Source organism: Ideonella sp. FW305-24 (genome assembly GCF_058788035.1).
On sequence record NZ_JBYTAI010000006.1, the window covers coordinates 343,155 to 365,735 of the forward strand.

20 protein-coding genes are annotated in these 22,581 nt (G+C 66.0%); 16 read left to right on the forward strand and 4 right to left on the reverse strand.

Translation table 11 applies throughout. The annotated features are described in order from the left end of the window. The first annotated feature begins 782 nt into the window (after positions 1 to 782). From AC3WR5_RS18755 to AC3WR5_RS18810, 12 genes are all read left to right on the forward strand, one after another. Positions 783 to 1,064 carry a Flp family type IVb pilin gene (locus tag AC3WR5_RS18755; protein WP_492486224.1) on the forward strand — a complete coding sequence of 94 codons (282 nt, stop codon included), beginning with the start codon at positions 783 to 785 and terminating at the stop codon, positions 1,062 to 1,064. A 136-nt stretch (positions 1,065 to 1,200) separates the two neighbouring features. Then, entirely contained in the window at positions 1,201 to 2,664 is a 1,464-nt protein-coding gene (locus AC3WR5_RS18760) for a pilus assembly protein TadG-related protein (protein ID WP_492486226.1), read from the forward strand. A gap of 31 nt (positions 2,665 to 2,695) precedes the next feature. Then, the gene (locus tag AC3WR5_RS18765; RefSeq protein WP_492486228.1) at positions 2,696 to 3,490 is read left to right on the forward strand and encodes a TadE family protein; all 795 of its coding nucleotides are present in this window, start codon (positions 2,696 to 2,698) and stop codon (positions 3,488 to 3,490) included. A 68-nt stretch (positions 3,491 to 3,558) separates the two neighbouring features. Next, on the forward strand, positions 3,559 to 4,209 hold the full coding sequence (locus tag AC3WR5_RS18770; protein WP_492486229.1) for a hypothetical protein: 651 nt from the start codon (positions 3,559 to 3,561) through the stop codon (positions 4,207 to 4,209). Beyond that, entirely contained in the window at positions 4,206 to 4,400 is a 195-nt protein-coding gene (locus AC3WR5_RS18775) for a hypothetical protein (RefSeq protein WP_492486230.1), read from the forward strand. The genes AC3WR5_RS18770 and AC3WR5_RS18775 overlap by 4 nt, the downstream gene beginning before the upstream one ends. A 76-nt stretch (positions 4,401 to 4,476) precedes the next feature. Further along, positions 4,477 to 5,409: a Flp pilus assembly protein CpaB gene (cpaB, locus tag AC3WR5_RS18780; protein ID WP_492486232.1), complete on the forward strand. Its 933-nt coding sequence runs from the start codon at positions 4,477 to 4,479 to the stop codon at positions 5,407 to 5,409. 183 nt (positions 5,410 to 5,592) lie between these two features. Next, entirely contained in the window at positions 5,593 to 7,098 is a 1,506-nt protein-coding gene (locus AC3WR5_RS18785) for a type II and III secretion system protein family protein (protein ID WP_492486234.1), read from the forward strand. Positions 7,099 to 7,101: 3 nt separating this feature from the next. Further along, positions 7,102 to 8,940: a TadA family conjugal transfer-associated ATPase gene (locus tag AC3WR5_RS18790; protein ID WP_492486235.1), complete on the forward strand. Its 1,839-nt coding sequence runs from the start codon at positions 7,102 to 7,104 to the stop codon at positions 8,938 to 8,940. A 37-nt stretch (positions 8,941 to 8,977) separates the two neighbouring features. Next, entirely contained in the window at positions 8,978 to 9,820 is an 843-nt protein-coding gene (locus AC3WR5_RS18795) for a type II secretion system F family protein (protein WP_492486237.1), read from the forward strand. After that, entirely contained in the window at positions 9,817 to 10,683 is an 867-nt protein-coding gene (locus AC3WR5_RS18800) for a type II secretion system F family protein (protein ID WP_492486239.1), read from the forward strand. Before AC3WR5_RS18795 ends, AC3WR5_RS18800 begins: the two co-directional genes overlap by 4 nt. A gap of 38 nt (positions 10,684 to 10,721) precedes the next feature. Beyond that, positions 10,722 to 11,072, forward strand: a complete 351-nt coding sequence (locus AC3WR5_RS18805; RefSeq protein ID WP_492486240.1) for a DUF192 domain-containing protein — start codon at positions 10,722 to 10,724, stop codon at positions 11,070 to 11,072. Next, complete coding sequence (locus AC3WR5_RS18810) at positions 11,072 to 13,168, forward strand: spermidine synthase (protein ID WP_492486242.1); 2,097 nt, start codon at positions 11,072 to 11,074, stop codon at positions 13,166 to 13,168. Before AC3WR5_RS18805 ends, AC3WR5_RS18810 begins: the two co-directional genes overlap by 1 nt. A gap of 211 nt (positions 13,169 to 13,379) precedes the next feature. On the opposite strand, the gene AC3WR5_RS18815 is transcribed toward AC3WR5_RS18810, so the two are convergent. Next, a complete protein-coding gene (locus AC3WR5_RS18815; protein WP_492486243.1) occupies positions 13,380 to 15,008 on the reverse strand; it encodes a peptide chain release factor 3 in 1,629 nt (542 codons plus the stop codon). Between the two features lie 297 nt (positions 15,009 to 15,305). Here AC3WR5_RS18815 and AC3WR5_RS18820 point away from each other — a divergent pair, with 297 nt between their 5' ends. Further along, on the forward strand, positions 15,306 to 16,067 hold the full coding sequence (locus AC3WR5_RS18820) for a hypothetical protein (RefSeq protein ID WP_141285096.1): 762 nt from the start codon (positions 15,306 to 15,308) through the stop codon (positions 16,065 to 16,067). Between the two features lie 38 nt (positions 16,068 to 16,105). Here AC3WR5_RS18820 and AC3WR5_RS18825 read toward each other — a convergent pair whose 3' ends face one another. The 3 genes from AC3WR5_RS18825 to AC3WR5_RS18835 all read right to left on the reverse strand — a co-directional run bounded on the left by AC3WR5_RS18825 (position 16,106) and on the right by AC3WR5_RS18835 (position 19,004). After that, positions 16,106 to 16,636: a Dps family protein gene (locus tag AC3WR5_RS18825; RefSeq protein WP_141285094.1), complete on the reverse strand. Its 531-nt coding sequence runs from the start codon at positions 16,634 to 16,636 to the stop codon at positions 16,106 to 16,108. 48 nt (positions 16,637 to 16,684) lie between these two features. Further along, positions 16,685 to 17,428 (reverse strand): acyltransferase, encoded by a 744-nt coding sequence (locus AC3WR5_RS18830; protein WP_492486309.1) that lies wholly within the window; start codon positions 17,426 to 17,428, stop codon positions 16,685 to 16,687. 103 nt (positions 17,429 to 17,531) lie between these two features. Further along, the gene (locus AC3WR5_RS18835) at positions 17,532 to 19,004 is read right to left on the reverse strand and encodes a catalase (protein WP_492486310.1); all 1,473 of its coding nucleotides are present in this window, start codon (positions 19,002 to 19,004) and stop codon (positions 17,532 to 17,534) included. Between the two features lie 244 nt (positions 19,005 to 19,248). Here AC3WR5_RS18835 and AC3WR5_RS18840 point away from each other — a divergent pair, with 244 nt between their 5' ends. Genes AC3WR5_RS18840 through AC3WR5_RS18850 form a run of 3 tightly spaced genes read left to right on the forward strand, consistent with a single transcriptional unit; the run spans position 19,249 to position 22,521 of the window. Then, positions 19,249 to 19,659 carry a GntR family transcriptional regulator gene (locus tag AC3WR5_RS18840; protein ID WP_492486245.1) on the forward strand — a complete coding sequence of 137 codons (411 nt, stop codon included), beginning with the start codon at positions 19,249 to 19,251 and terminating at the stop codon, positions 19,657 to 19,659. An 11-nt stretch (positions 19,660 to 19,670) separates the two neighbouring features. After that, positions 19,671 to 20,609 carry an ABC transporter ATP-binding protein gene (locus AC3WR5_RS18845; protein ID WP_492486247.1) on the forward strand — a complete coding sequence of 313 codons (939 nt, stop codon included), beginning with the start codon at positions 19,671 to 19,673 and terminating at the stop codon, positions 20,607 to 20,609. A gap of 37 nt (positions 20,610 to 20,646) precedes the next feature. Then, positions 20,647 to 22,521, forward strand: a complete 1,875-nt coding sequence (locus AC3WR5_RS18850) for a hypothetical protein (RefSeq protein ID WP_492486248.1) — start codon at positions 20,647 to 20,649, stop codon at positions 22,519 to 22,521. Positions 22,522 to 22,581 lie beyond the last annotated feature (60 nt).

A 22,581-nucleotide genomic window follows, 5' to 3' on the forward strand; every position in this document is an offset into this window, starting at 1 on the left:
CCGCGAATCTGCAAGGCCAGTCGAAGGGGCAGCCATCCAACGAGGGTGAGAAAGATATGCCAGCCCGTGACAATCAACAACGTGAGCCCGCGCCAAAGCCATTGCGACTCGGTGTCCCTCACCGCCAGCACCACCCAGCCCATGCCGACGCAGGTCGTTGCCGCTACCGCCAGGCCGATCATGCCCGCGTCGTGCCACAGAGGCGAGCGATCGTGAGTTGCCCCGCGAGGCTTGCCCGCCAGGGCAACCTGCAAGCCGATCAGACCCGCAAACGTCCAAAGCCAACCATGAGGCATCTGCAGGCCCATGCCCATGGCTGTGCCAGACGCAACGGCGCCTGCCCAGGGGATCAGGCGGGACAGCGGATGTGCAGCGGCAGGCGCCGACATGACGAGCGAGAGAGCCATCCAGCTTTCGATTAGGGACGGGGCCAAGCGATGATGGCGTCATGCATCGGCTATGGCGAATCTTGGCCAAGCTCATGACATGAGCCATGTGTCAATCAGGTGACAAATATCCTGGCCGGTGATGTGATCGCCAGCACTCTATGGGCCCGAGCAGCGGCGCATGAATCCCTAACTCGGACGATGTAGCCACTTTTACTGAATCACACACTTTCCCCCTAGCCTTGGGGGTAAGGGTATTGGGGTGTAAGCGACCGTCTCGCCGTATCTTGAAAAAGAGGCATTTATCGGCAGGGCTCGCAGCGCTGCAGGCAGAAGCCTCCTCTCTTGACCGGGCAACCGCCAGGTCGCTCTTCATCAGCTAGCGAGGAATCCACCATGAAGCGTCTTAACGCATCCCTGCGCCACGTGCGCGGCCAAGGCATGACCGAATACATCATCATCGTCGCCCTGATCGCCGTGGCCGCGATCGGCGTCTACAACATGTTCGGCAAGACCGTCCGCAACCAGACCGCCGGCATGGCTGCCGCTCTGGCTGGCGACACCAACACCGCCAACAACTCGGTGACGAACGCGGGTACCTCGGCCACCAATGCCTCGACCCTGGCCAACAAGACCGGCAACCTGAGCACCTTCACGAAGGATACCGGCAAGAAGTGATCGGCGCAGGCCGGCCTTCCGCAGGAGGCCGGCCTTGCATGATCGCCTTCAGGAGGGCTGTGCCGCTCTCCTTCCCTTTTTCGGTTCGCCGTGCCGTGACACGGCGAACAACTGACTGTTGCCCGGAGCAGCATTGATGAACACTCGACGTCACCTCTTGCGCGCGAGGGCCACGATGGCTCCGGCCAAGCCTGGGCGAAGGCAGCGTGGGCAGGCCATTGTTTGGCTGCTGGGCACGCTGGCGGCGAGCGCTGCTGTACTCTATGGGGTATATAACGTTGGTCAGATCACCTCTCAGAAGCAGAAGGTGATCAACGCGGCCGATGCAGCTGCGTTGGCCGGTGCCACGGTCGAGGCACGTGCCTTGAACCTGATGGCCTACAACAACCGCGCCATGATCGCCAACGAGGTGTTCATGGTGCAGACCGTCGCGATGGAAGGCTGGTTTCAGTACCTGAAGACGGATGCGGACAATATGGAGGACTACCTGCGCTGGATTCCCTACGCAGGTCCCTATATCAGCCGGGTGCTGACAGCCTTTTCAGAAGCCGCCGAGATGGCTGAGAAGGTATTGAACAAGTTCATCCCAGTCCAGGTGAAGTTGCTGGAGCTCATGAAGACCACCTACGGCGGGCTTCATGGTGCGATGGCCTTGAGCACCAGCATCATGGCGGATCAGGCAGCGGCGGATGTCGTGACCCTGAACAAAGCACAGTTCGGTTCGCACCAGGACCTGGGGATGCAGGTCGACGAGCGAGGAACGGTGAAGACCATGACCACGGCTAAGAACTGGGCCACGTGGAAAGCCTTCACCAAGCGCTACGGCGGCAATGACCGCACCGATGCCAAGACCGTGCTGATGGCGTCGCGTGACCAGTTCACCGGCGGCCCTCGTCCTGGCACCTGGTGGAACGACTTCAGCTTGGGCCTGATTGGCTTCGAGAAGCTGGGGGACACCCAGTTGAAGGGCTTTGATCGATGGGAATCCGAAGATACCCATGAATTCTGGGAGTACGGCTTCTGCAAGAGCTGGAAGAAGTGCTACCAGTCCATTGGCTGGGGACGGGCCGATCTGGCGAATAACACCAGCAAAGGCGCCACCTGGTCGCCAGGCCGGGGGGCGCAAAGCAATGCTCGCAACGACAGCGCTCGGCACGGCGGCTGGAGCGGTGTGCCCAGCGTTTACGACATCGCCGACAAGCAGGTCGCTCATCGCGAAACGCTGGGCGTCGACTATTTGGTTGCCGTCAAGCGCGATCAGAATGCTTCGCTCACCACCAAGACGTTAAAGGTCGGCGTTGCCACCAGCTCGATGGCAGGCTCACCGGAAATGGACGAGAAACTGCTGGGCAACCAACTGTCGGCCATCGGCAAGGCGAGGGTGTTTTTTGAGCGGCCGCAGTCCGGCATCGGCGACAACACCGCCAATGCCTTGTTTCGGCACGACGGCGCCAAGGAGTACGGTTCGCTGTTCAGCCCGTACTGGCAGGTGCGGCTGGCCGACGTGTCGGCGACCGAGAAGACGGCCTACATGAGCGCACTGGGCATGAATCCGGCCAGCGCTGCTGTGCTGTCCAAGGTCACGCCCGGCGGTCAGTGATCACCATGACGGGGATTCAAGGAGGCAATCAATGCTGAACGCGACCGTATCGCTGCGGGATTGGCCGCGTAGCGCGCAACGCGGCCAATCGATGACCGAGTTCCTGGTGTCGCTGGCGGTGCTGGTGCCGCTGTTCTTCGCGGTCACCTATGCAGGCAAGTACGCCGATGTGCAGCAGACCGCCATTCAGGCCAGCCGCTATGCGGCGATGCAACGCGCAATCGAACCTCAGCAGGCTCGCCTGAGCGACGCCAAGATCATCGACCAAACCAAGGTCCGGTTCTTCGTGGCCGGCAAGACCTTGAACAACGGCAAGCTGCAGTCGGACGACAGCGTGTCCAAGCTGAAGAAGGGTCAGGGCACCCCGGCGCTTTGGCACGACGATCGCTACAACAAGCTGTTGGCCGGAGCCGACAAGGTGAGCGTCACATTTTCCGGCGAGCAGGCCATGCGCGGCGGCGCGTTGATCAGCCCGCTGGCCAAGACCACCACCAAGCAAACCTTCACAGGTCCGCGTACGGCCATGGTGGAGGTGCCTCTTGTCAACAAGATGGACCAGCTCAACAAGAACCCGGCCCAGCTTCGGCTTGCGGCAGCCACTGCGGCGGTGGGCAATCGCTGGACGAGCGGGGGCAATGCCGACACGGTGGACAACGTGCAGAAGACATTGGTGACTTCTGCACTGGAATTCCTGAACCCGATCCTGAGCTTTGGTACCTGGTTCTTCGAAGGCAGCGGGCATGACTTCGAGCTCGGTTGCGTGAAGCCTGACGAGCTCCCCGCCCATCGACTCAAAGGCTATTCGAGCACCGGGAGCTGCATGTGACGCTGGTGGCGAGGCGGGTCCTTCGCCTGATCGGACCGGTCGGTCTCTGTCTGGCCGCGTCGGCGGCGTTGGCTGACGAGTGGCCGGCGCTGGAGGCGCCTCCACGCGCCGCCAGCGAGTGGGTGGCGCAGCAGATGCGGGTCAATGGCATGCCCAGCCGCATCATGAGATTCGAGTCCGAGCTGACGGTAGACGAGGTACTGGCGCACTACCAACGCCGCTGGAGTAAGGCTGGCACCCCCGCGCCGCAGGCTGTCTCACTGAATGAGTGGCGCAGCGTGAATGTGCTGCAGGGGCCTTACCAGCTGAGTGTGCAGGCACGCAAGATCGATGGAGGACGCACAGAGGGGCTGTTGAGTGCGGCCAACCTGAAGGATCTGAAGTCGGACTATGTGCCCAAGGACTGGCCGAGGTTCAACGACACCCAGGTAATGCAGGTGACCGAGAGCCAGGATGGCCCGCGGCAAAGCCTGCTGATGAGTTCGATGAGCCGCTCCAGCTATGGTGTCAACGTGCAGCGTTGGCGCCAGGAATGGCAGCGCCGGGGCTATGCGCTGACACGCGAGACAGAGTTGCCTGCGAGTGCCGGCCAGCGCGGCTGGATGGCATTCTTCGACAACGGCGAGCAGACCATGGATGTGACCATCACCGAGTTGCCTGGCAGCGGCAAGGTGGCCATCTTGGCCAATCGCAGTGCGGCCAGCGGGAGGGGGCGATGAAGGCGGCTCAACAGACTTGGCAGCGCCGCTTGCAGCGAGGCCAGTCGATGGTCGAGTACCTGGTGGTGGCCACGGCCATGGTACTCGGCATGTTCTTCATCGAGGTGAAGGGCAAGACCAGCGCCCAATTCATGGCGGACATGTTCCGAACCTTCTTTAAGAGCCTGACCTATTTCCTTTCCCTGCCCTGAGGGGCGTTGCGATGTCCGGCCCGGCTGTGATCCAGCGCTGGCCGGATGATGTCTTTGTTTTACCCGTGGTACTCCGATGGCTCTCCCCAAAATCAAGGTCAACACCAACTGGCTGCTGCTGGGCGCGGCGTTGCTGCTCGGCATCGGTGCCGTGTACCTGAGCAACACCCTGATCCAGCGCAAGCTCGCGGAGCTGGAGGCCGAGGCCAAGCGGGGCCAGGAAATGGTCAAGGTGGTGGTGGCCAGCCAGGACCTGCAGGCCGGAGACACCATCAGCTCTGCGGTGGTGGCAGTCCGGGAAGTGCCGCGCGAATATGTGCACGCTGCGGCGGTCACGCCAGACAACTTTGCCGAGATGGAAAGTCAACGTCTGTCGGTGCCGTTGCAGCGAGGCGAAGTGCTGTTGCCGGCCTACTCGGAAGGCAACGGTGGCACGGTTTTTTCGGCCCGGTTGTCCAAGGGCAAGCGTGCGCTGACATTCGAGGTGGACTCGGTGAACTCCATCTCCGGCATGCTGCGCCCTGGCGACCGCATCGATCTGATCTACACCTCGCGGGCCAATGAAACCGAAGTCACGATGCCACTGCTGTCCGGCGTGACGGTGCTGGCCACGGACCAGAGCGTGACCAAGCGCGACGAGCTCACCGGCAAGGATCGGCCTTTCACCACCATCACGCTGGAGGTCAGCCCGCTGGATGCCGACCGCATCATCGTGGCCAAGAGCGCCGGACAGCTGACTGCCGTGCTGCGACATCCCGATGACGAGAGCCCGAACGGCACCCGCATGCTGACAGCGGCCAACCTGCTGGGCAACGTGCACGGCGCGCAGAGCGGGCCGATGATCGAGTACATCGTCGGGGGTTCCGGTGGCGGACGCGCCGACGTGCAGCAAGCTCAGATGGCGGCCTTGTTCGGCAGCCTTGCCAAACTGGCCGACCGCGCCGAGCCATCCAAGGCTTCTGCTGCGAAGGCGGCGAGCGCGGCGAGCGCCGTGCCCGCCAAGCCATGACTGTCGCCGCTGCGGGCAATGCCTCGCATGTGGCGCAAGGCCGCCCGCGCGCAAGCGTTTTTCGCCCCCACTGGTTGTTCTGAGGATCTCACCTTGTCGTTTGCCGTTGTCCCCTCTCCAGGATCCGTCCGGCCTCTGGTCGCCCGTCTTGCTGCCGCCTGGCTGGCTGCCTTGCCTGTTGCGATGAGTTCGGCTGCTGAAAATGCTCCGCCAGCCGTGCGCGGTGGCGCCGCTCCGGCAGCGGTTGCACCGGCCCTGGCGGCCAGCAGCCCGTCGCCGACCGTGTCGCCCGCTGCAGCTGCGGCCTTGGCAAGGCGACGCGGGCTGGCCGAAGGGGCCACCACCTCACCAGTCAGCGGCGCCATGATCGAAACCCGCGTCGTGCCTGCCGGCGCGCTGGCCGTGAAGGGCAACGCCAACCTCGTCATCGAGAGCGGCCCGCGGAGGCAACTGATCGTCGGGGAGGTCACCACCATCGGGCTGCAAGGTGTGGCCCGCATTGCCATCGGCAACGGCGCCCTGGTCAAGGCCACGGTGGTGGACGACCGGCAGATCGTGCTTCTGGCGGAAGCCACCGGCGAAACCACCATGCACGTATGGCTGAAGTCTGGCCGGCAGCTGAGCTACGACCTGAAGGTGCTGGAGGCTCGGCCGGACCGGGTGCTGGAGGATTTGCGCGCGGTGATGCAGGAGGTGCCTGGCATCAGTGCGCGGCAGGTCGGTGACCGCATCGTGATGGACGGGCGCTATCCCAACCAGGAGGCCGCAACGCGCTTGAAGAAGCTGGCGGAGAGTTTCCCGCAGGTGCTCAACCTGGTGCATGACAAGCCGGCCGATGCCGACCCGCTGATGCTTGAGCGCATGGTCTACATCGATCTGCGGGTCATGGAAGTCAAACGCCGCTCGCTGGACCAACTGGGCATCAAGTGGAGCAGCCCGGCGACCGGTCCCACTTTCGCGACCAACATCCTCGGCTATGCCAACACGCCCTGGCGGCCGCCGACCACCTCCGGCTTCCCTACGGTCACGACCTCCAACCCGGCCTTGACCTACTTTGGCCTGGCCACGCAGATCACGTCGGCGCTCAACTTCCTGGAACAGTCGGGAGACGCCTGGACGCTGGCCGAGCCCCGCTTGAGCTGCCGTAGCGGCGGCGAGGCCACCTTCCTGGCGGGTGGCGAGATCCCCATCCCGGTGTCCACCGGATTCGGCGCGGTTTCGGTCGAGTACAAGGAATACGGGGTGCGCATCGAGTTCAAGCCCCTGGCCGATGCCGAGGGCAACATCGATTCGCAGCTGATGGTGGAGGTGAGCGAACCCGACACGCGCAACTCCAACGCGGGTTTCATCGCCTTCACCACCAACCGCACCGACACGCGGGTTGCCTTGAAGCAGGGCGAGCCGTTTGTGATCGCGGGGCTGCTGCGCCAGAAGGCCGAGCGTGCCAACGATGCGATTCCTGGCCTGGGCCGCCTCCCGCTGATCGGCTACCTGTTTGGCTCCAAGGAGCACACCACGGAGCAGACAGAGCTGTTTGTCATCGCCACGCCGCGGGTCATCACGCCGGAGAGCGCGGTCAACAGGCAGAACGTCGACCAGGCGGCGGATCGCGCAGCGCAGACCCACGAACGCACCGACGGGCGCGTCAATCCTTCTGCCGTCAAGGGCAGCTATGACCTGGAGCCATGAGCCATGCTGACGATTGAAGTGAAAGGCGCCCCCACAGGCGCCGGGCCTGTGCGGATCCTGGGTCAGCGCTGCGTGATCGGCAAGGACCTTGACTGTGAGCTGACGCTGCCGGGCTGGCGCGTCAGCCGCAGACATGCCGAGGTGTTCGTCTCCAACGACCGGGTCTTCGTGCGCGATCTGGAATCCACGTTCGGCACCCTGGTCAACGAGCAGAAAGTCGATCAGGCAAGGCCGCTGGAAGCCGAAGACGAAGTGCGCATCGGCTCGCATGCGCTGAAGGTTTCCTGGCGCCCGCGCGATGGCAGCGCTGCCGACTTCGCCGGAGCCGCGACGGGCACGGGCACGGACGCGGCCAGCTCCGCGACTACCAGCAAGGCCGCCGAAGCGGCGGCGCAGGCGGCGGCAGCGATCAGCGCCGCCAAGCCGCGTGAGGCCGGGGCGCCGGCCCGTGTGCCACCGGTGTCCCAGGTTCCCGCGGCCAGGCCGCCCAAACCCGACGTGCTGCCCACGGCCGACGTGCCGGTGGACGACACCTTCCGCTTCCGCAGCATCCTGCACGAGAAGCTGCTGGAGGCGTTCGACATGCGCCGCACCGATGCGCACCGCATGGCCGACGACGAACTGCGCGAGCTGACGGAAAAGCTAATCCGCGACCTGATCGCCCGCATGTCCAGCGATCTGCCGCCGCACGTAGACCGGGTCAAGCTGCTGGAGGAGGTGCGGGACGAGGCGATCGGCCTGGGTCCGTTGGAGCCGATGCTGGCCGACCCCAGCATCACGGAAATCATGGTCAACCGTGCCGACGAGGTGTTCGTGGAACGGGCCGGGCAGCTGCAGCGCTGGCCGGTCGCCTTCACCAGCGACCGCGCGGTGCAAGGCATCATCGAGCGCATCGTGGCGCCGATTGGCCGCCGCATCGACGAAAGTTCACCGATGGTGGATGCGCGGCTCAAGGACGGCTCTCGGGTCAATGCAGTGATTCCGCCGCTGGCGCTCAAGGGGCCGTCGATCACCATCCGCAAGTTCTCCAAGCGCAAGCTGGGCTCGGACGACCTGCTGAAATTCGGCTCGGCCAGCCCGGCGATGATCGAATTCCTGCGGGTGTGCGTGGAGCAGCGCAAGAACATGTTGATCTCTGGCGGCACCGGTTCAGGCAAGACGACCTTGCTGAACATCCTGTCCAACTTCATTCCGGCCGACGAGCGCATCGTGACGATCGAGGATGCGGCCGAGCTGCAGTTGCACCACTCCAATCTGGTCACCCTCGAAGCGCGTCCCGCGAATATCGAAGGCAAGGGCCAGATCTCGATTCGGGAGCTGGTGAAGAACTCGCTGCGCATGCGGCCCGATCGTGTCGTGATCGGCGAATGCCGGGGCGGCGAGGCGCTGGACATGCTGCAGGCCATGAACACTGGCCACGACGGTTCGCTGACAACCGCGCACGCCAACAGCCCGCGCGACATGCTTGCCCGCCTGGAGGTGATGGTGCTGATGGCAGGCATGGACCTGCCAGTCACTGCGATCCGCGAGCAGGTTGCCTCTGCGATTGACATCATCGTGCAGCAAACCCGGTTTGCCTGCGGCACCCGCAAGGTCACCAACATCGTCGAGGTGACCGGTGTCGAGAGCGGCAAGATCCAGCTTGCGGAGGTGTTTTCCTTTGTGCAGACCGGGCTCAACGAGCAGCGCAAGACGCAAGGCTATTTCACGGGTCGCGGCTTCGTGCCGGAGTTCTACGAAGAGCTGACCCGCATCGGCATCCCGCTGGACATCGGCATCTTCCGCGATGGCATGGTGCCGGAAGCGCCGGACGCGGACGCCCGCATGCGGGCCCGCAGCTGATGCGGCACGCCAACCACCAACCGATCCGGAGCAGGGCATGGCCGTCGAGCTGACGCTGATCGCGCTGATGATTTTCGGTGCCGTGCTGGCGCTGGCCTGGACCACCCGCATTGCCTTCGAAGGCTGGCGGGAGCGCTTCACCGAGAGTGCGCGTCTGTCGCTGCAGGACATGTTCCTGTTCATCGATCCACGCGCGCTGTTCCGCATCAACGTGGCCATGTTCCTGCTGCTGCCGATGCTGGTGTGGCTGGTGACGGGTGCCCCGGTGCTGGCGGCGCTGGCGGGGATTGCCGGCGCGGTTTTTCCTCGCGTCGCCTGGGTGGTCATGCGCAACCGGCGAGCGCGCAAGCTGGTGCTGCAACTGCCGGACGGCTTGACCATGATGGCCGGCTCGCTGCGCGCGGGCGCGAGTCTGCAGGGCGCGCTGGACATGGTGGTGCAGGAGAACCCCGCGCCGCTGTCTCAGGAGTTCTCGCTGCTGCTGCGTGAGCAGCGCCTGGGGCTGGCGCTGGAGGACTCGCTGCGCGGCATGGGCCAGCGCCTGAAAATCGAGGACATTGACTTGTTTGTCTCTGCGCTGACCATTGCCAAGGAGGTCGGCGGCAACCTTTCCGAGATCCTTGACCGCTTGTCTTCGACGTTGCGTGCCAAGGCCGTGATGGAGGGCAAGATCAGGTCGCTCACCTCGCAGGGAAAGCTGCAGGGCATCATCGTTGGCCTGCTGCCGATTTTCCTCGCAGGTGTGCTGTACGTGATGGACCCTGAGGCAATGATGCCCTTGTTCAACACCTACTACGGCTGGGCCGTCATGGCGGCCGTGTTTGTGCTGCTGCTGCTGGGCGGCTTTTTCATCAAGAAGATTGTGACCATCGACGTATGAGCAACACCGCGCTGGTTGGATTGATGGTGGGCGCAGCGCTGCTGCTGGCGGTCTTTGCCTGCTGGCGATTGGTGGTCGAACTCGGTGGTGCCGATGCGACCTACCGCGACCGACCGCCTTCGGGCTTTCGCCTGTTCTGGCCGTTGGTCAACATCCTGGCAAACACCTTCAGCTTTGCGCTGAGCAACGAGCGGCAGCAGGGTTACCTTGCAAAGCTGCGGCGTGCGGGCCAAGAATACGCTTTGACGCCGCTGCAGTTTTTCGGCGGCAAATTGGTGGCCGCCGTATGCGGCGCCGGCGTGGGCGCCGTACTCGCCGGTGAAGGCATGCTGCTGGCTGGCGTGTTGATGGGCGGCCTGCTAGGGTTCATGTATCCCAATATCTGGCTGAGCGACCACACCAAAAAGCGCAACCTGGCCATCCTGAAGGCGCTGCCGTTTTTCCTGGACATCGTCACCTTGTCGATCGAATCCGGGCTGAACCTCACCGGCGCGCTGCAGAAGGCGGTCGACAAGTGCAAGCCTGGCCCGTTGATGGTGGAGATCAACCGTGTCTTGCGCGACGTGCGTGCCGGCAAACCGCGCGTGGATGCGCTTCGCGACATGGCCGATCGGCTGGACTACGCGCCCATGTCGAGCCTGGTCAGTGCGCTGGTCCAGGGCGAGCTGATGGGCTCCAGCCTCGCGCCCATCCTGCGCGCGCAAAGCGACCAGCGCCGCACTGAGCGGTTCCAGCGCGCCGAAAAGCTGGCCATGGAAGCGCCCGTGAAGATGCTGGGGCCGTTGATCATGTTCATCTTCCCCTGCACCTTCATCGTGCTGGGCTTCCCAATCGTCATGAAGTTCCTGTCCTCGGGCATGTAAACCCGGGCTCTCCTTTTTGCCTTGAGACCACCACCGCCATGCCCGCTGCACTGCTGACCCTGAACATCGACGGGGTGCCCACCCAGCGTGTGATCCGCAACGCCAGCACCTGGTGGCAGCGTGCCATCGGCCTGCTGGCGACCAAAGAGCTGCAGCATCCGTGCGGCTTGTGGCTTCGGCCTTGCAATGGCGTGCACACGATCGGCATGCGCTATGCCATCGACGTGCTCTTCTTGCGGGAGGACGGCGTGGTGCTGAAGATCGTGCCAAAGCTCAAGCCCTGGCGCTTTGCACGCTGCGGTGCCGCAGCCTCGACCCTGGAATTGCGAGCCGGTCTGGCGCGTCGCCTTGGCCTGAAGCCAGGCATGGCGCTGGACCTGCTGGCTTGATGGCCAGCGCTTCACACGGGGTGGCGCCGTCCGCGCCCTTGCAGGCCTTGTTTGTCACCTGCATCTTCCTTTCGGCCTTCCTGCTGTTCCTGGTCCAGCCCATCATTGCCAAGCAGATCATGCCGTGGTTTGGCGGCAGCTCGGCCGTCTGGACCACGGCGCTGATGTTCTTCCAGTTGGTGCTGCTCGCGGGCTATGTCTACACCGACCTTGCCACGCGGCGGTTGCGGCCCCGCACACATGCCTGGCTGCACGTGGCGCTACTCGTGCTGGCCGCAATGACCCTGCCGATCGTGCCGGGGCAAATGCTGCGGCCAGACCCCCAGAGCGCACCGATCGGCCAAGTGCTGCTGGTGCTGCTGGTCTCCGTCGGCCTGCCTTATTTCTGCCTGGCCACGACCAGCCCACTGCTGCAGGCCTGGTACAGCCGCCTGTTTCCCGGGCAGAAGGTCTATCGGCTCTTTGCGCTGTCCAACCTGGCATCGCTTGTCGGCCTGCTGGCTTACCCTTTTGCGATCGAACCCGTGGCTGAGATCGGGCTGCAGTCCCGCGGCTGGAGCTGGGGTTTTGGCCTGTTCACCATCCTGTGTGCTGCCTGTGCCTGGACCTCGCTGAGATCGCCGTCTGCACCCGAACTCGCCGCGCCGGTCGAGGCCGAACGCACGCAGGCGCCGGCCGCGAGAGCGCCCACGCGGGCCGACCAGGCGCTTTGGTTGCTGCTGTCCGGCATGGGCTCAGCGCTGCTGCTGGCCGTCACACACCACCTGACCCAGAACATTGCGCCGGTGCCCTTGCTGTGGTTGCTGCCGCTGTCGCTGTATCTGCTGACCTTCATCCTGTGCTTCGAGGGACGGAGCTGGTACCGGCGCTCGATCTTCACGGCCCCCTTGATCCTCCTGCTGGCCGCCATGGCCTGGGTGGTCAATGTGCCGATGCGAGACGTGTCGGTATCAGCGGCTTTGTCGCTGTATGCGGTGGGATGTTTCGTCTGCTGCATGTTCTTCCATGGCGAGCTGAGCCAGCGCCGCCCTGAACCACGCCACCTGACGCGCTTCTATCTGTTCCTCAGCCTGGGGGGCGCGCTGGGCGGCCTGGCGGTGTCCGCGCTGGCGCCATGGCTGCTGAACAACTACTACGAGCTGCCGCTGATGCTGCTGGCCACCAGCCTGGTGATGTTGTGGCTGCTGCGGCATTACCTCACCGCGCGCCCGGCAGCCTGGCCGGTGCTGCTGCTGGCGCTGGCAAGCTGTGCGCTGACGGGGCTGATGGGTTGGGTTTTCCATCAGCGGCAGGTCGAAGGCAATGTTTCCATGCAGCGCAACTTCTATGCGTCCTCCCGGGTCACCGAGTTCGGTGACGGCGCCGGTGGGGTCGCGCGGGTGCTGTTCAACGGCAGCATCGTGCACGGCACCCAGTTGCGTTCGGCGGCGAGCCAGCGCATACCGACCACCTACTACGGCAGTCACAGCGGCGTGGCCTATCCGATGGACTACACCGCGGGTCGCGCGGGCCGCAGGGTGGGGGTGATCGGCCTGGGGGTTGGCACCATGGCAGCCTGGGGACGTGCCGGCGACGCATTCCGCTTTTACGAGATCAATCCGCACAGCGTGCAGATCGCGGATCGCGATTTCAGCTACCTGAAAGATTCAGGTGCGAGTCACGAAGTGGTGCTCGGGGATGCGCGCCTGATGATGGCGTCCGAACTGGCCAAGGGCCAGCCTGGCCGCTTCGACGTGCTGGTGGTGGATGCGTTTTCGGGCGACGCCATCCCCGTGCATCTGCTGACCCGCGAGGCTTTGGCCATTTACCGCCAGCATCTCGCGCCAGACGGCATCATTGCATTCCATGTGTCCAACCTGTACCTGGAGCTGGCGCCGCTGGTCCGCCAGCTGGCAGAAGATGCCGGGATGCAGGCCGTGCGCGTGGATGGCCAGGCAGATGCACCCGAATTTCCCTCGACCTGGGTGATGGCAACGACCGACAAGGGATTCCTCGCGCTGCCGGCGCTGCGCCAGCGCCTGGTGGCAATCCCGTCCCGGCAGCCCTTGCCGGTCTGGACCGATGCGCACAACAACCTGGTCGAGGTCCTGAAATGAGGGCTACGCTGCACAGCCGCGTTGGCGCACCCCTGCATCTGGCGTGTGCGCCTGGCACCACCTTTCCACCAAAGACGCTGTGTGGCAGACCCCTGGGTCGGTTGGCGACAGGAACGACCGCGCACGCCGGGCGCCACCGCGCGGGACCCAATCCTGCAGCAGGCCCGGCTTCGGCGAGCTGTGGCTGAGATGGTCCGTCCCCTCTCCCGCCTCAATCCCCCATGCGCTGCTGAAACACCAGCCCGGCATGTTCGCGCAGCGCGTGGAACTTGATCTTCGGCCAGTTCTCCTGGATGGCGCGCAACTCTCCAGCGTATTCGAGCAGCAGCGTCGGCGCGTCGACGGCGTCGAGTGCCAGGCGGTGGCTGTTGCCGTCGACGAAGCGCTTGAGTTCCTTCTCGCCGCCGTCGGCTTCTTCGCAGGTGATCCAGCGGGCCACGTTGTAGCGCGCCGGCATGATGCGGGCCTTGACGCCGTATTCGTGTTCCAGCCGGTGCGCCACGACTTCGAACTGCAGCTGGCCCACGGCGCCCAGCAGCAGCACCGAGCCGAGCATCGGGCGGAAGACCTGGATCGCCCCTTCTTCACCGAGCTGGGTCAGGCCGGCGCGCAGCTGCTTGGTTTTCAGCGGGTCGGCCACTTCGACCGAGCGGAACAGCTCGGGTGCGAAGAAGGGCAGGCCGGTGAACTGCAGGCTTTCGCCTTCGGTCAGCGTGTCGCCCAGCTGCAGCACGCCGTGGTTCGGGATGCCGATGATGTCGCCGGCGAAGGCCTCGTCCAGCAGCTCGCGCTTCTGGCTCATGAAGGTGACCACGGTGTTGGGCCGCAGTTCCTTGCCCGAGCGCACCACCTTCAGCCGCATGCCGCGCTCGAAGCGGCCGGAGGCCACGCGCAGGAAGGCGATGCGGTCGCGGTGGGACGGGTCCATGTTGGCCTGGATCTTGAAGACTACGCCGGTGAACTTGGGCTCTTCCGGGTGCACCGTGCGCTGGATCGCCGGGCGCGGGCCGGGCGACGGGGCCAGGCCGACCAGCGCGTCCAGCACCTCCTGCACGCCGAAGTTGTTGACGGCCGAGCCGAAGAACATCGGCGTCTGCTTGCCGGCCAGGAAGTCTTCCAGCACGAACTCGGGTGCGGCTTCGCGCACCAGCTCGATCTCGCCCTGGGCCTGCTCGTACTGCATGCCGAAGCGATCGGCATAGGCCGGGTTGTCCAGCCCTTCCAGCACCTCCTCGGTGCCGGCCACGCGGTCTTCGCCAGGGCTGAAGACGCGCATCTGCTGCTTGCGCAGGTCCATCACGCCGTGGAAGAACTTGCCCATGCCGACCGGCCAGGTGAAGGGCACGACCGTCATGCCCAGCTCGCGCTCGATCTCGTCCATCAGCGCCAGCGGGTCCTGCACCTCGCGGTCCATCTTGTTGACGAAGGTCAGGATGGGCGTGTGGCGGGCCCGGCAGACCTGCAGCAGGCGGCGGGTCTGCGGCTCGACGCCGTTGGCCGCGTCGATCACCATCAGCGCCGCGTCCACGGCGGTCAGCACGCGGTAGGTGTCTTCCGAGAAGTCCTGGTGGCCGGGGGTGTCCAGCAGGTTGATGGTGCAGTCGCGGTATTCCATCTGCATGACCGACGAGGCCACCGAGATGCCGCGCTGCTTTTCGATCTCCATCCAGTCGGACGTGGCATGGCGCGAGGCCTTGCGGGCCTTCACCGAGCCGGCGATCTGGATTGCGCCGGAGAACAGCAGCAGCTTTTCCGTCAGCGTGGTCTTGCCCGCGTCAGGGTGGGAAATGATGGCGAAGGTGCGGCGTTGCCGCACCTGTTGGGCGAGTTCAGAGGTCATAGGATGCGGCCCTCGGCCGTCAGTGGGCCCCCAGGGCCCTGGTGCCGGTGAGCAAGCAGCTGGCTGCCACCGGCGCAATGGGATGCAACAGGCCCGCCTCACGGCGAACGCTGTTGCAACGACGTGTGTGGACTGGGGGATTATCGGTCGTCGACCGGCCAGCCCGCGCGTTCAAAGGGATCCGTCACATTGGAGGATTGAGCAGAAATGAAGAACCAGGGCTTCTCGCGCGCCACGCTTGGCGGCGCTTGTGCATTGATTTTCGCCGCAATTGCTGCGCCGGCCCAAGCCGGGCCCTTGATCAATGACGTTCCGGCCTTGCAGCGCGGTTTCGCCAGCCTGCTGGCGGGCCATTACAACGCCAAGGCTTGCGGCGAGATTCCTGATCGGCAGGGCAAGGGCAATCGTCCCGGCAGCGTGACGGTCTCGCCCGCCGGCGTGATCTCGATCGGTTCGCTCAGCCTTTCCATGTTCGATCCGGCGGCGCAGTTCGCGCTGAGCCGCCACTTTGCATCAGCTGGCTTTGGCTACGAGCTCTCTGTTGGCGGTCGCCGGGTGGGCATGACCAACGACAAGCCAGGTGGCGAGACCTTTGTGGACATTGGCCGGACCGAGGACGGCGGGAACGTGTCGGAGGGCCAGATGTGCGCCGACGCCGACATGCGCGGCTCCCGCCTGCTGAGCGCGACCGAGCCGCTGATCGACTTCCTGGCGGCGGTGTACGACACCGGCGGCCAGACCATCACGGGTGACTGCAAGAACCTCGGGCGCAAGCGCGGCGGCAAACGGGAGGGAGGTGAGTCCCGGCAGGCCAGCTACTCGGTGAGTGCCAGCACCGTGACCCTCAACGGCAAGGCGCTGGCGCTCAAGGGAGGCGCGAAGTTGGCGGAAGCCGGCATCGGCAGCCGCTTTGCCGATGGCACGCTCAATGGCGACATCGAGTGGGCCGACGGCGCCAACCTGCACATCGAACGCGCATTTGGCGAAGGCGGGGGCGGCGTGGCCAGCTTCGCGTTTGCCGAGGGTGAGGCGCGCTGGTTCTGCAAACCTGCGCGTTGATCGGAAAAAAGCCCGCGATTGGCACGCGGGCGGCTGATTCACTCTTCCAGCAACGAGCGCAGCATCCAGGCGGATTGCTCATGCACCGTCAGGCGCTGGGTCAGCAGGTCGGCGGTGGGTTCGTCGCCGGCCTTGTCGGCCAACGGGAAGATGCTGCGGGCGGTGCGGGCCACGGCTTCGTGGCCCTGGACCAGGATGCGCACCATTTCCAGCGCCTTGGGCGGCGTGGTCGGCACGTCCGGGATGGAGCTGAGCTCGCTGAACTGGGCGTAGCTGCCGGGGGCGGCGTGGCCCAGCGAGCGCATGCGCTCGGCGACCGGGTCGACCGCATTCCACAGCTCTGTGTACTGCGTCATGAACATGGTGTGCAGCGTGTTGAACATGGGCCCGGTCACGTTCCAGTGGAAGTTGTGCGTGGTCAGGTAGAGCGTGTAGGTGTCTGCCAGCAGCTTGCCCAGGCCGCCGGCAATCGCGGCGCGGTCCTTGTCGCTGATGCCGATGTTGATCGGCGGCGCGCTGGTGTTGGTGGCGAGCACGTCAGTGCTGGTCTTGGTCTTTGTCTTGGCCATGGGAACTCCTTGATCGGACAATGGTTGGGGGTGATCGGCGGCTGATGTTCAGTCGTCGGAAGCTTCGTTGGCGTCGGCACCTGCCGCGGCGTCATCGCCGATGCCGTGCTCGCGCAGCAGTGCCTGGGCATGGCGGTCCATGTGGCCGAACTGGCGGCTCCAGGTCGTGTCGCTGCGCAGCACCCGGGCCGGCACGCCAACGGCAACCGAGGTGGCCGGCACGTCGCGTGTCACCAGTGCGCCCGTGCCGACGATCGCGCCGCGGCCAATGCTGACGTCCGGCATCAGCGTCGCGCCGCGGCCGATCCACACATGCTCGGCGAGCACGGTGCGGCGGCGCTCGTTGTTCAGGATCTCGCCGGTCTTCAGGTCGATCAGCGGGTGCTGGTCCGCGGCCTGGACGAGGATATCGTCGGAAAACATGCAGTCCTCGCCGACCAACACGTCGGCATGGTCGCAGATGATGCGGGCACCGTTGGAGCTGGTTTCGCGGCCGATGGTGATGCTGGAGCTGCGCCACATGCGCAGGTCGTAGTGGCCGGTCGTGGCCTCGGCGAAATCGACGGTGTGGCGGTCGCCGCCCAGCGAGATCGAGATGTGGCCCGACTGGGCCGCCAGCCGGATCTTGATGCCGTGCAGCGCACGCTTGCCGCCCTTGTGCACGAGGGTCAGGTGGAATTTGCCGCGCTCGCCGGCCGCGGCGGTCTCCGGCGCAAGTTGCAGCACGCAGCTGTCGGCAAACTCGCCCTTGCGCTTGACCCAGGGCGGGGTCGCCGCCAGCTTGTACTCCACCAAGATGAACCGTCCTTTGTTGCCGGCAAGTTGCCGCCAGACGGCCGAGGCTACCCGAGCGCTTGCTGGTTTGGCAACCCGCGTCGTCAACGCTTGCGAAGGCTCAGGCGCCGAAAGCAATGCCCCGCTCGCGCAGCGCCCCTCGCACACGCAGCCCGTACTCCGGGTCGGCCAAGTCGAAATGGGTCAGCTGGCGATCGATGATGAAGGCCGGCACGCCGCTCATCGCCGCGGCAATGTTCTCGGCCAGGCGGCGCCGCTGACCTTCGTCGAACAGCCGGTAGAGCGCGCCGGGCTGGGCGTAGTCGTCGTTGCCTTCGCGGTGGTTGTAGTGGTCGGCATCGCCGCTGAGCGGCAGCGGCGGCTCGCGGTAGGCGGGCGTCTGCTGGGCGCCGCCGAAGGAGTTGGGCTCGTAATACGCGTCTTCGCTGCCGGAGCCGTGTTCTCCGTCGTGGGCAAAGAAGTTCATCGAGCCGTCCTGGTGGTAGTGGTGCACCGGGCACTTGGGCGCATTGACCGGCAGGGCTTCGTAGTGGGTGCCCAGGCGGTAGCGGTGCGCGTCGGCGTAGCTGAAGATGCGGGCCTGTAACACCTTGTCGGGACTGTGGCCGATGCCGGGCACCACGTTGCTGGGCGAAAACGCGGCCTGCTCGATCTGCGTGAAGTAGTGCTGCGGGTTGCGGTTCAGCGTCAGCGTGCCGACCTCGATCAGCGGGAACTCGGCATGTGGCCAGACCTTGGTCAGGTCGAAGGGGTTGTAGCTCGTCTGCCCGGCTTGCTGCTCGCTCATGACCTGGATGAACAGCGTCCACTGCGGGAACTCGCCCTGGGCGATCGCGCCGTACAGGTCTTCCTGGTAGCTCTCGCGGCTCTGGCCGATGACCTGCGCCGCTTCGGCATTCGTCAGCGTGCGGTGGCCTTGCTGGTTCTTGAAGTGGAACTTGACCCAGTGGCGCTCGCCGGTGGCACTGATGAAGCTGTAGGTGTGCGAGCCGAAGCCGTCCATGAAGCGAGGGCTCACCGGGATGCCGCGGTCGCTCATCAGGATGGTGACTTGGTGCAGGCTCTCGGGCGACAGGCTCCAGAAGTCCCATGCGGCGGTGTTGCTGCGTAAATGCGTGCGCGGATGGCGCTTCTGGGTGTGGATGAAGTCGGGGAACTTCAGCGGGTCGCGGATGAAGAAGACCGGCGTGTTGTTGCCTACCAGGTCCCAGTTGCCTTCCTCGGTGTAGAACTTGACCGAGAAGCCGCGCACGTCGCGCTCGGCGTCGGCCGCGCCGAGCTCGCCGGCCACGGTGGAGAAGCGCGTCAGCACGTCGGTCTTCTTGCCGACCGTGCCGAACAGCTTGGCGCGCGTGTAGCGGCTGATGTCATGCGTGACGACAAAGCTGCCGAACGCGCCCCAGCCCTTGGCATGCACCACGCGCTCGGGAATGCGCTCGCGGTTCTGGTGCGCCAGCTTCTCCAGCAGGTGCAGGTCCTGCATCAGCAGCGGGCCTCGCGGGCCGGCGGACAGGCTGTTCTGGTTGTCGGCCACCGGCGCGCCAGCGCTGGTCGTCAGCGTGGTGCCATGCATCACCGGGCAGCCGGCGGCGAGGGAGGATTTCGGATCGGACGATTGGCTCATGGCGGCTTCCGGAAGGTGGGTCAGGAAGCGTTGATCTTAGGAATGAGCTATGAATTCGTCCAACCCAATAGAGCCATGTCGGAGATGGCCTGAAGCGGGGGCAGGGGGTGGGCCTTTTGGCAGTGGCCGGCAGCCAAGTGTTTGCACTGTACTAATTCAAGTAGTACAGTTGAGCCTTGTCTTTGGAGACCGCATGAGCCGCCCCCAGCCCTTGATGATCCAGATCGCCACCGGCGACGCCCGCCCCATCGTCAAGCAAATCGTCGATGCGGTGCGCCTGAAGATCGCCACTGGCGAGCTGCTCGCCGGCGCGCAGCTGCCCAGCGTGCGTGGCCTGGCCCAGCAGCTCACCGTCAACCCCAACACCGTCGCCAAGGCCTATGCCGAGCTCACGGCCGAAGGCTGGCTGGACGCGCGCCAGGGCCTGGGCCTGTACGTGGCCACGCCGCGCCAGCGCCTGAGCGAGGGCGAACGCGAGCGTCGGCTGGACGACGCCATCCAGCGCTTCGTGCATGAAGTGGCCGCGCTGGACTACCCGCCGCAGCATGCGCTGGCCCGGCTGGACGACGCGCTGCGCGTGCTCGCGCCGAAGAAACTGGCCTGAGGTCCACCGCCATGAACGACAGCCTGTTCACGCCTGAGGCGCCGGTGATCCACACCGCCGGCCTGTGCAAGCGCTACGGCCGCAAGCTCGCGCTCGATCACCTGGACCTGCAGATTCCACGCGGCGGCGTGCATGCCATCGTCGGCGCGAACGGCGCCGGCAAGTCCACGCTGTTCCGCGTGCTGCTGGGCTTCCTGCCGCTCAGCGCCGGCAGCGCCACCATCCTCGGCAGAGACAGTGCCCGGCTGCGCCCGCAGGACCGCGCCCGCATCGGCTTTGTCAATGAGGAGCACACGCTGCCCGGCTGGATGACGGTGGCGGCCGTCACCACGATGCAGCGCCACCAGTACCCCGGCTGGCGCCAGCCGGTGTTCGACGAGGTGATCGGCCACTACCATGTGCAGCCGGCTCAGAAGGTGGGCCAGCTCTCGCGCGGCGAGCGTGCCGGCTTCAACCTCGCGCTCGCCCTGGCGCAGACGCCCGAGTTGCTGGTGCTGGATGAACCCACACTGGGCCTGGACGTGGTGGCCAAGCGCGCCTTCCTCGAATCGCTGCTGTATTCGAACGCGGCCACCGACGGGCGTGGCGCCTGCACCGTCATCTACTGCTCGCACCAGATGGAAGAGATCGAGCGTGTGGCCGACAACCTCATCATCCTGGAGCGCGGCCGGCTCAAGCACATGTCCGCGCCGGACGACTTCCGCGCCCGTGTCACCCACTGGGTGGCCGACATCCCGTTCAAGGCGCCCGACCCGGCCCAGGTGCCCGGCCTGCTGGAGCAGCAGCAGCTCGACGGCCTGCACCACTACCTGGTGCTGGACCAGGACGACAGCTTCGGCCGCTTCCTGCGCGCCAGCGGCGCGCGCAGCGTGCAAAGCATGCCGGTGAGCCTGGATCGGGCCGTCAACAGCTTCCTCGCGCAGCACCATGCTGCGCCCATCGCAGCCTGAGCGCCGCCCCCTTCAGCGCATTTCGAGGACACAGATCATGTGGGACCTGTTCAAGGCCGAGCTGCTGCGTTTTCGCGGCTGGGCGATCGGCATTGCCGGCCTGCACCTGCTGGTGCTGGGCTTCCTGACCCGCGTGGTCGACCTGGGGCAGCAACCCTGGCTGGTGCACCTGGCCTTCGGCATCGCCTACGGCGCGGTCGGGGGCCTGCTGGGCCTGTACCAGATGGGCGTGTACCGCCGCCCCGGCACCTGGCTGAACCTGCTGCACCGGCCGCTGGCGCCCGCGCGCACGGCGGCCGCGCTGCTGGCCGCCGGTGCCGTGCTGCTGGCCTTCGCGGCGGCGCTGCCCGTGCTGGTCGTCGCCGGCTGGCAGGCGGGCATGACGGCGCGCGTGGTCGATGCGCGCCACCTGCTGCTGGCGCTGGCTGGCCTGCAGATCGCCGGCTGCGGTTACCTCGCCGGTGCTTACGCGATGCTGGCGAACCGTCGCCATGCCGCGGCCGGCCTGGTCTTCCTCGCCTGGCTGCCGGCGATGAATGCCATCGGCCTGGCCGCACTGGCCTTGCAGATGGTGGCGCTGCTGTGGCTGCTGGCGCTGGTGATGCTGGCCTTCCAGCCGGACCTGGGTGCGCCGCCGCGCCGCTGGGGCGCCGTGCTGCTGACCGCACTGCCGCTGCAGATGGGCGTGTACCTGGTGCTGCTGCTGCTGTGGTTTGGCGTGGAGATGCTGTGGATCATGCAGGGCTCGCATCCGAACAACCGGGCCGTGCCCGCGCCCGGTGGCCACAACGAGCTGGAGCGCATGGACGACCGCGCGCGCCTGCTCGCCGGCCTGGCCGCCAGTGCCTCGCCCGATGCGCAGCGCCTGCGTGAGCAGGTGGCCCTGTCCGAGCCCATGGGCATCGCGCAGCAGCTGCGCCTGCTGCCGCACACCGGCGAGCTGACGAACGTGAAACCGATGGCGTTCGACGACACGCAGCGCCGCGTGCGCTGGACCTTCAGCCACGACAGCATGCGCCTGCAAGGCCTCAGCCTGGTCGATGGCCGCGCGGCGGGCACGTTGGGCGTAGGCGCGGCAAACGCCGCCTTCCCGGTGCCGGTGCTGCCCATCGGCCGCCAGCCTTTCCTGGCGCAGGGCGACGAGCTGCTGGCGGGCGGCAACACGCTCTACCAGTACGACAGCCTGGCCGGCCGCGTGATGCCGCGCCTGCAGCTGCCGGCCGGCGAGCTGCTGCTGGGCGTCTCGATGCTCGGCGCCCACCTGGGCGCGCTGAGCGACAAGGCGGCCTACATCATCGACGGCCGGCTGCTGCGAAACCCCGGCCAGGGCCTGCTGCAGCCGCGCCAGCGTGTGCCACTGCCCGGCCCCGGCCGCTTCGGCGACCTGAGCGACCTGACGCTGATTGAGCTGGTCGATGGCCACCTGTTCTCCTACAGCTTCACCCGCTTTGCGCATGACCCGCGAGGCGTGCCGCCGTACCAGGTGTTGCTGCGCACCGACGATGCCGGCCAGGTGCAGGAAGTGGCGCGCCGCGCAGTGGGCTTCGACTACCCGGCCTTTTTCCGCTACCGCGCCTGGTGGAGCTCGCCGGTGATGTCGGAGGCGCTTGACCGGGCCCGCGCGCTGCTGGCGCCGCCCGATGCCTTGCGCGCCACCCATCCCGCGCCGGTGCCGCGCGACATCAAGCTGCTGGCCGCAGCCATGAGCCTGCTGGCAGCGCTGGTCGCTGCGTGGCGCGTGCGGCAACTGCCGCTGCGCTGGCCGGCCCGTGCCACCTGGGTCGCCGCTGGCGTGCTGATCGGCTGGCCGGCGCTGGTCAGCCTGTGGCTGCTGGTGCCGCCGGAAGAGGGCGTTGATGCCGCGCCCGAGCCCACGCCACGGCCTGCGCCGCCGCGCGCCCTCGTCGCCTGATTTTCCGCCAGGCCCAGGCCTCTTTCCGATTCGCTTACATCGGCTGCCATCGGCGGGCCG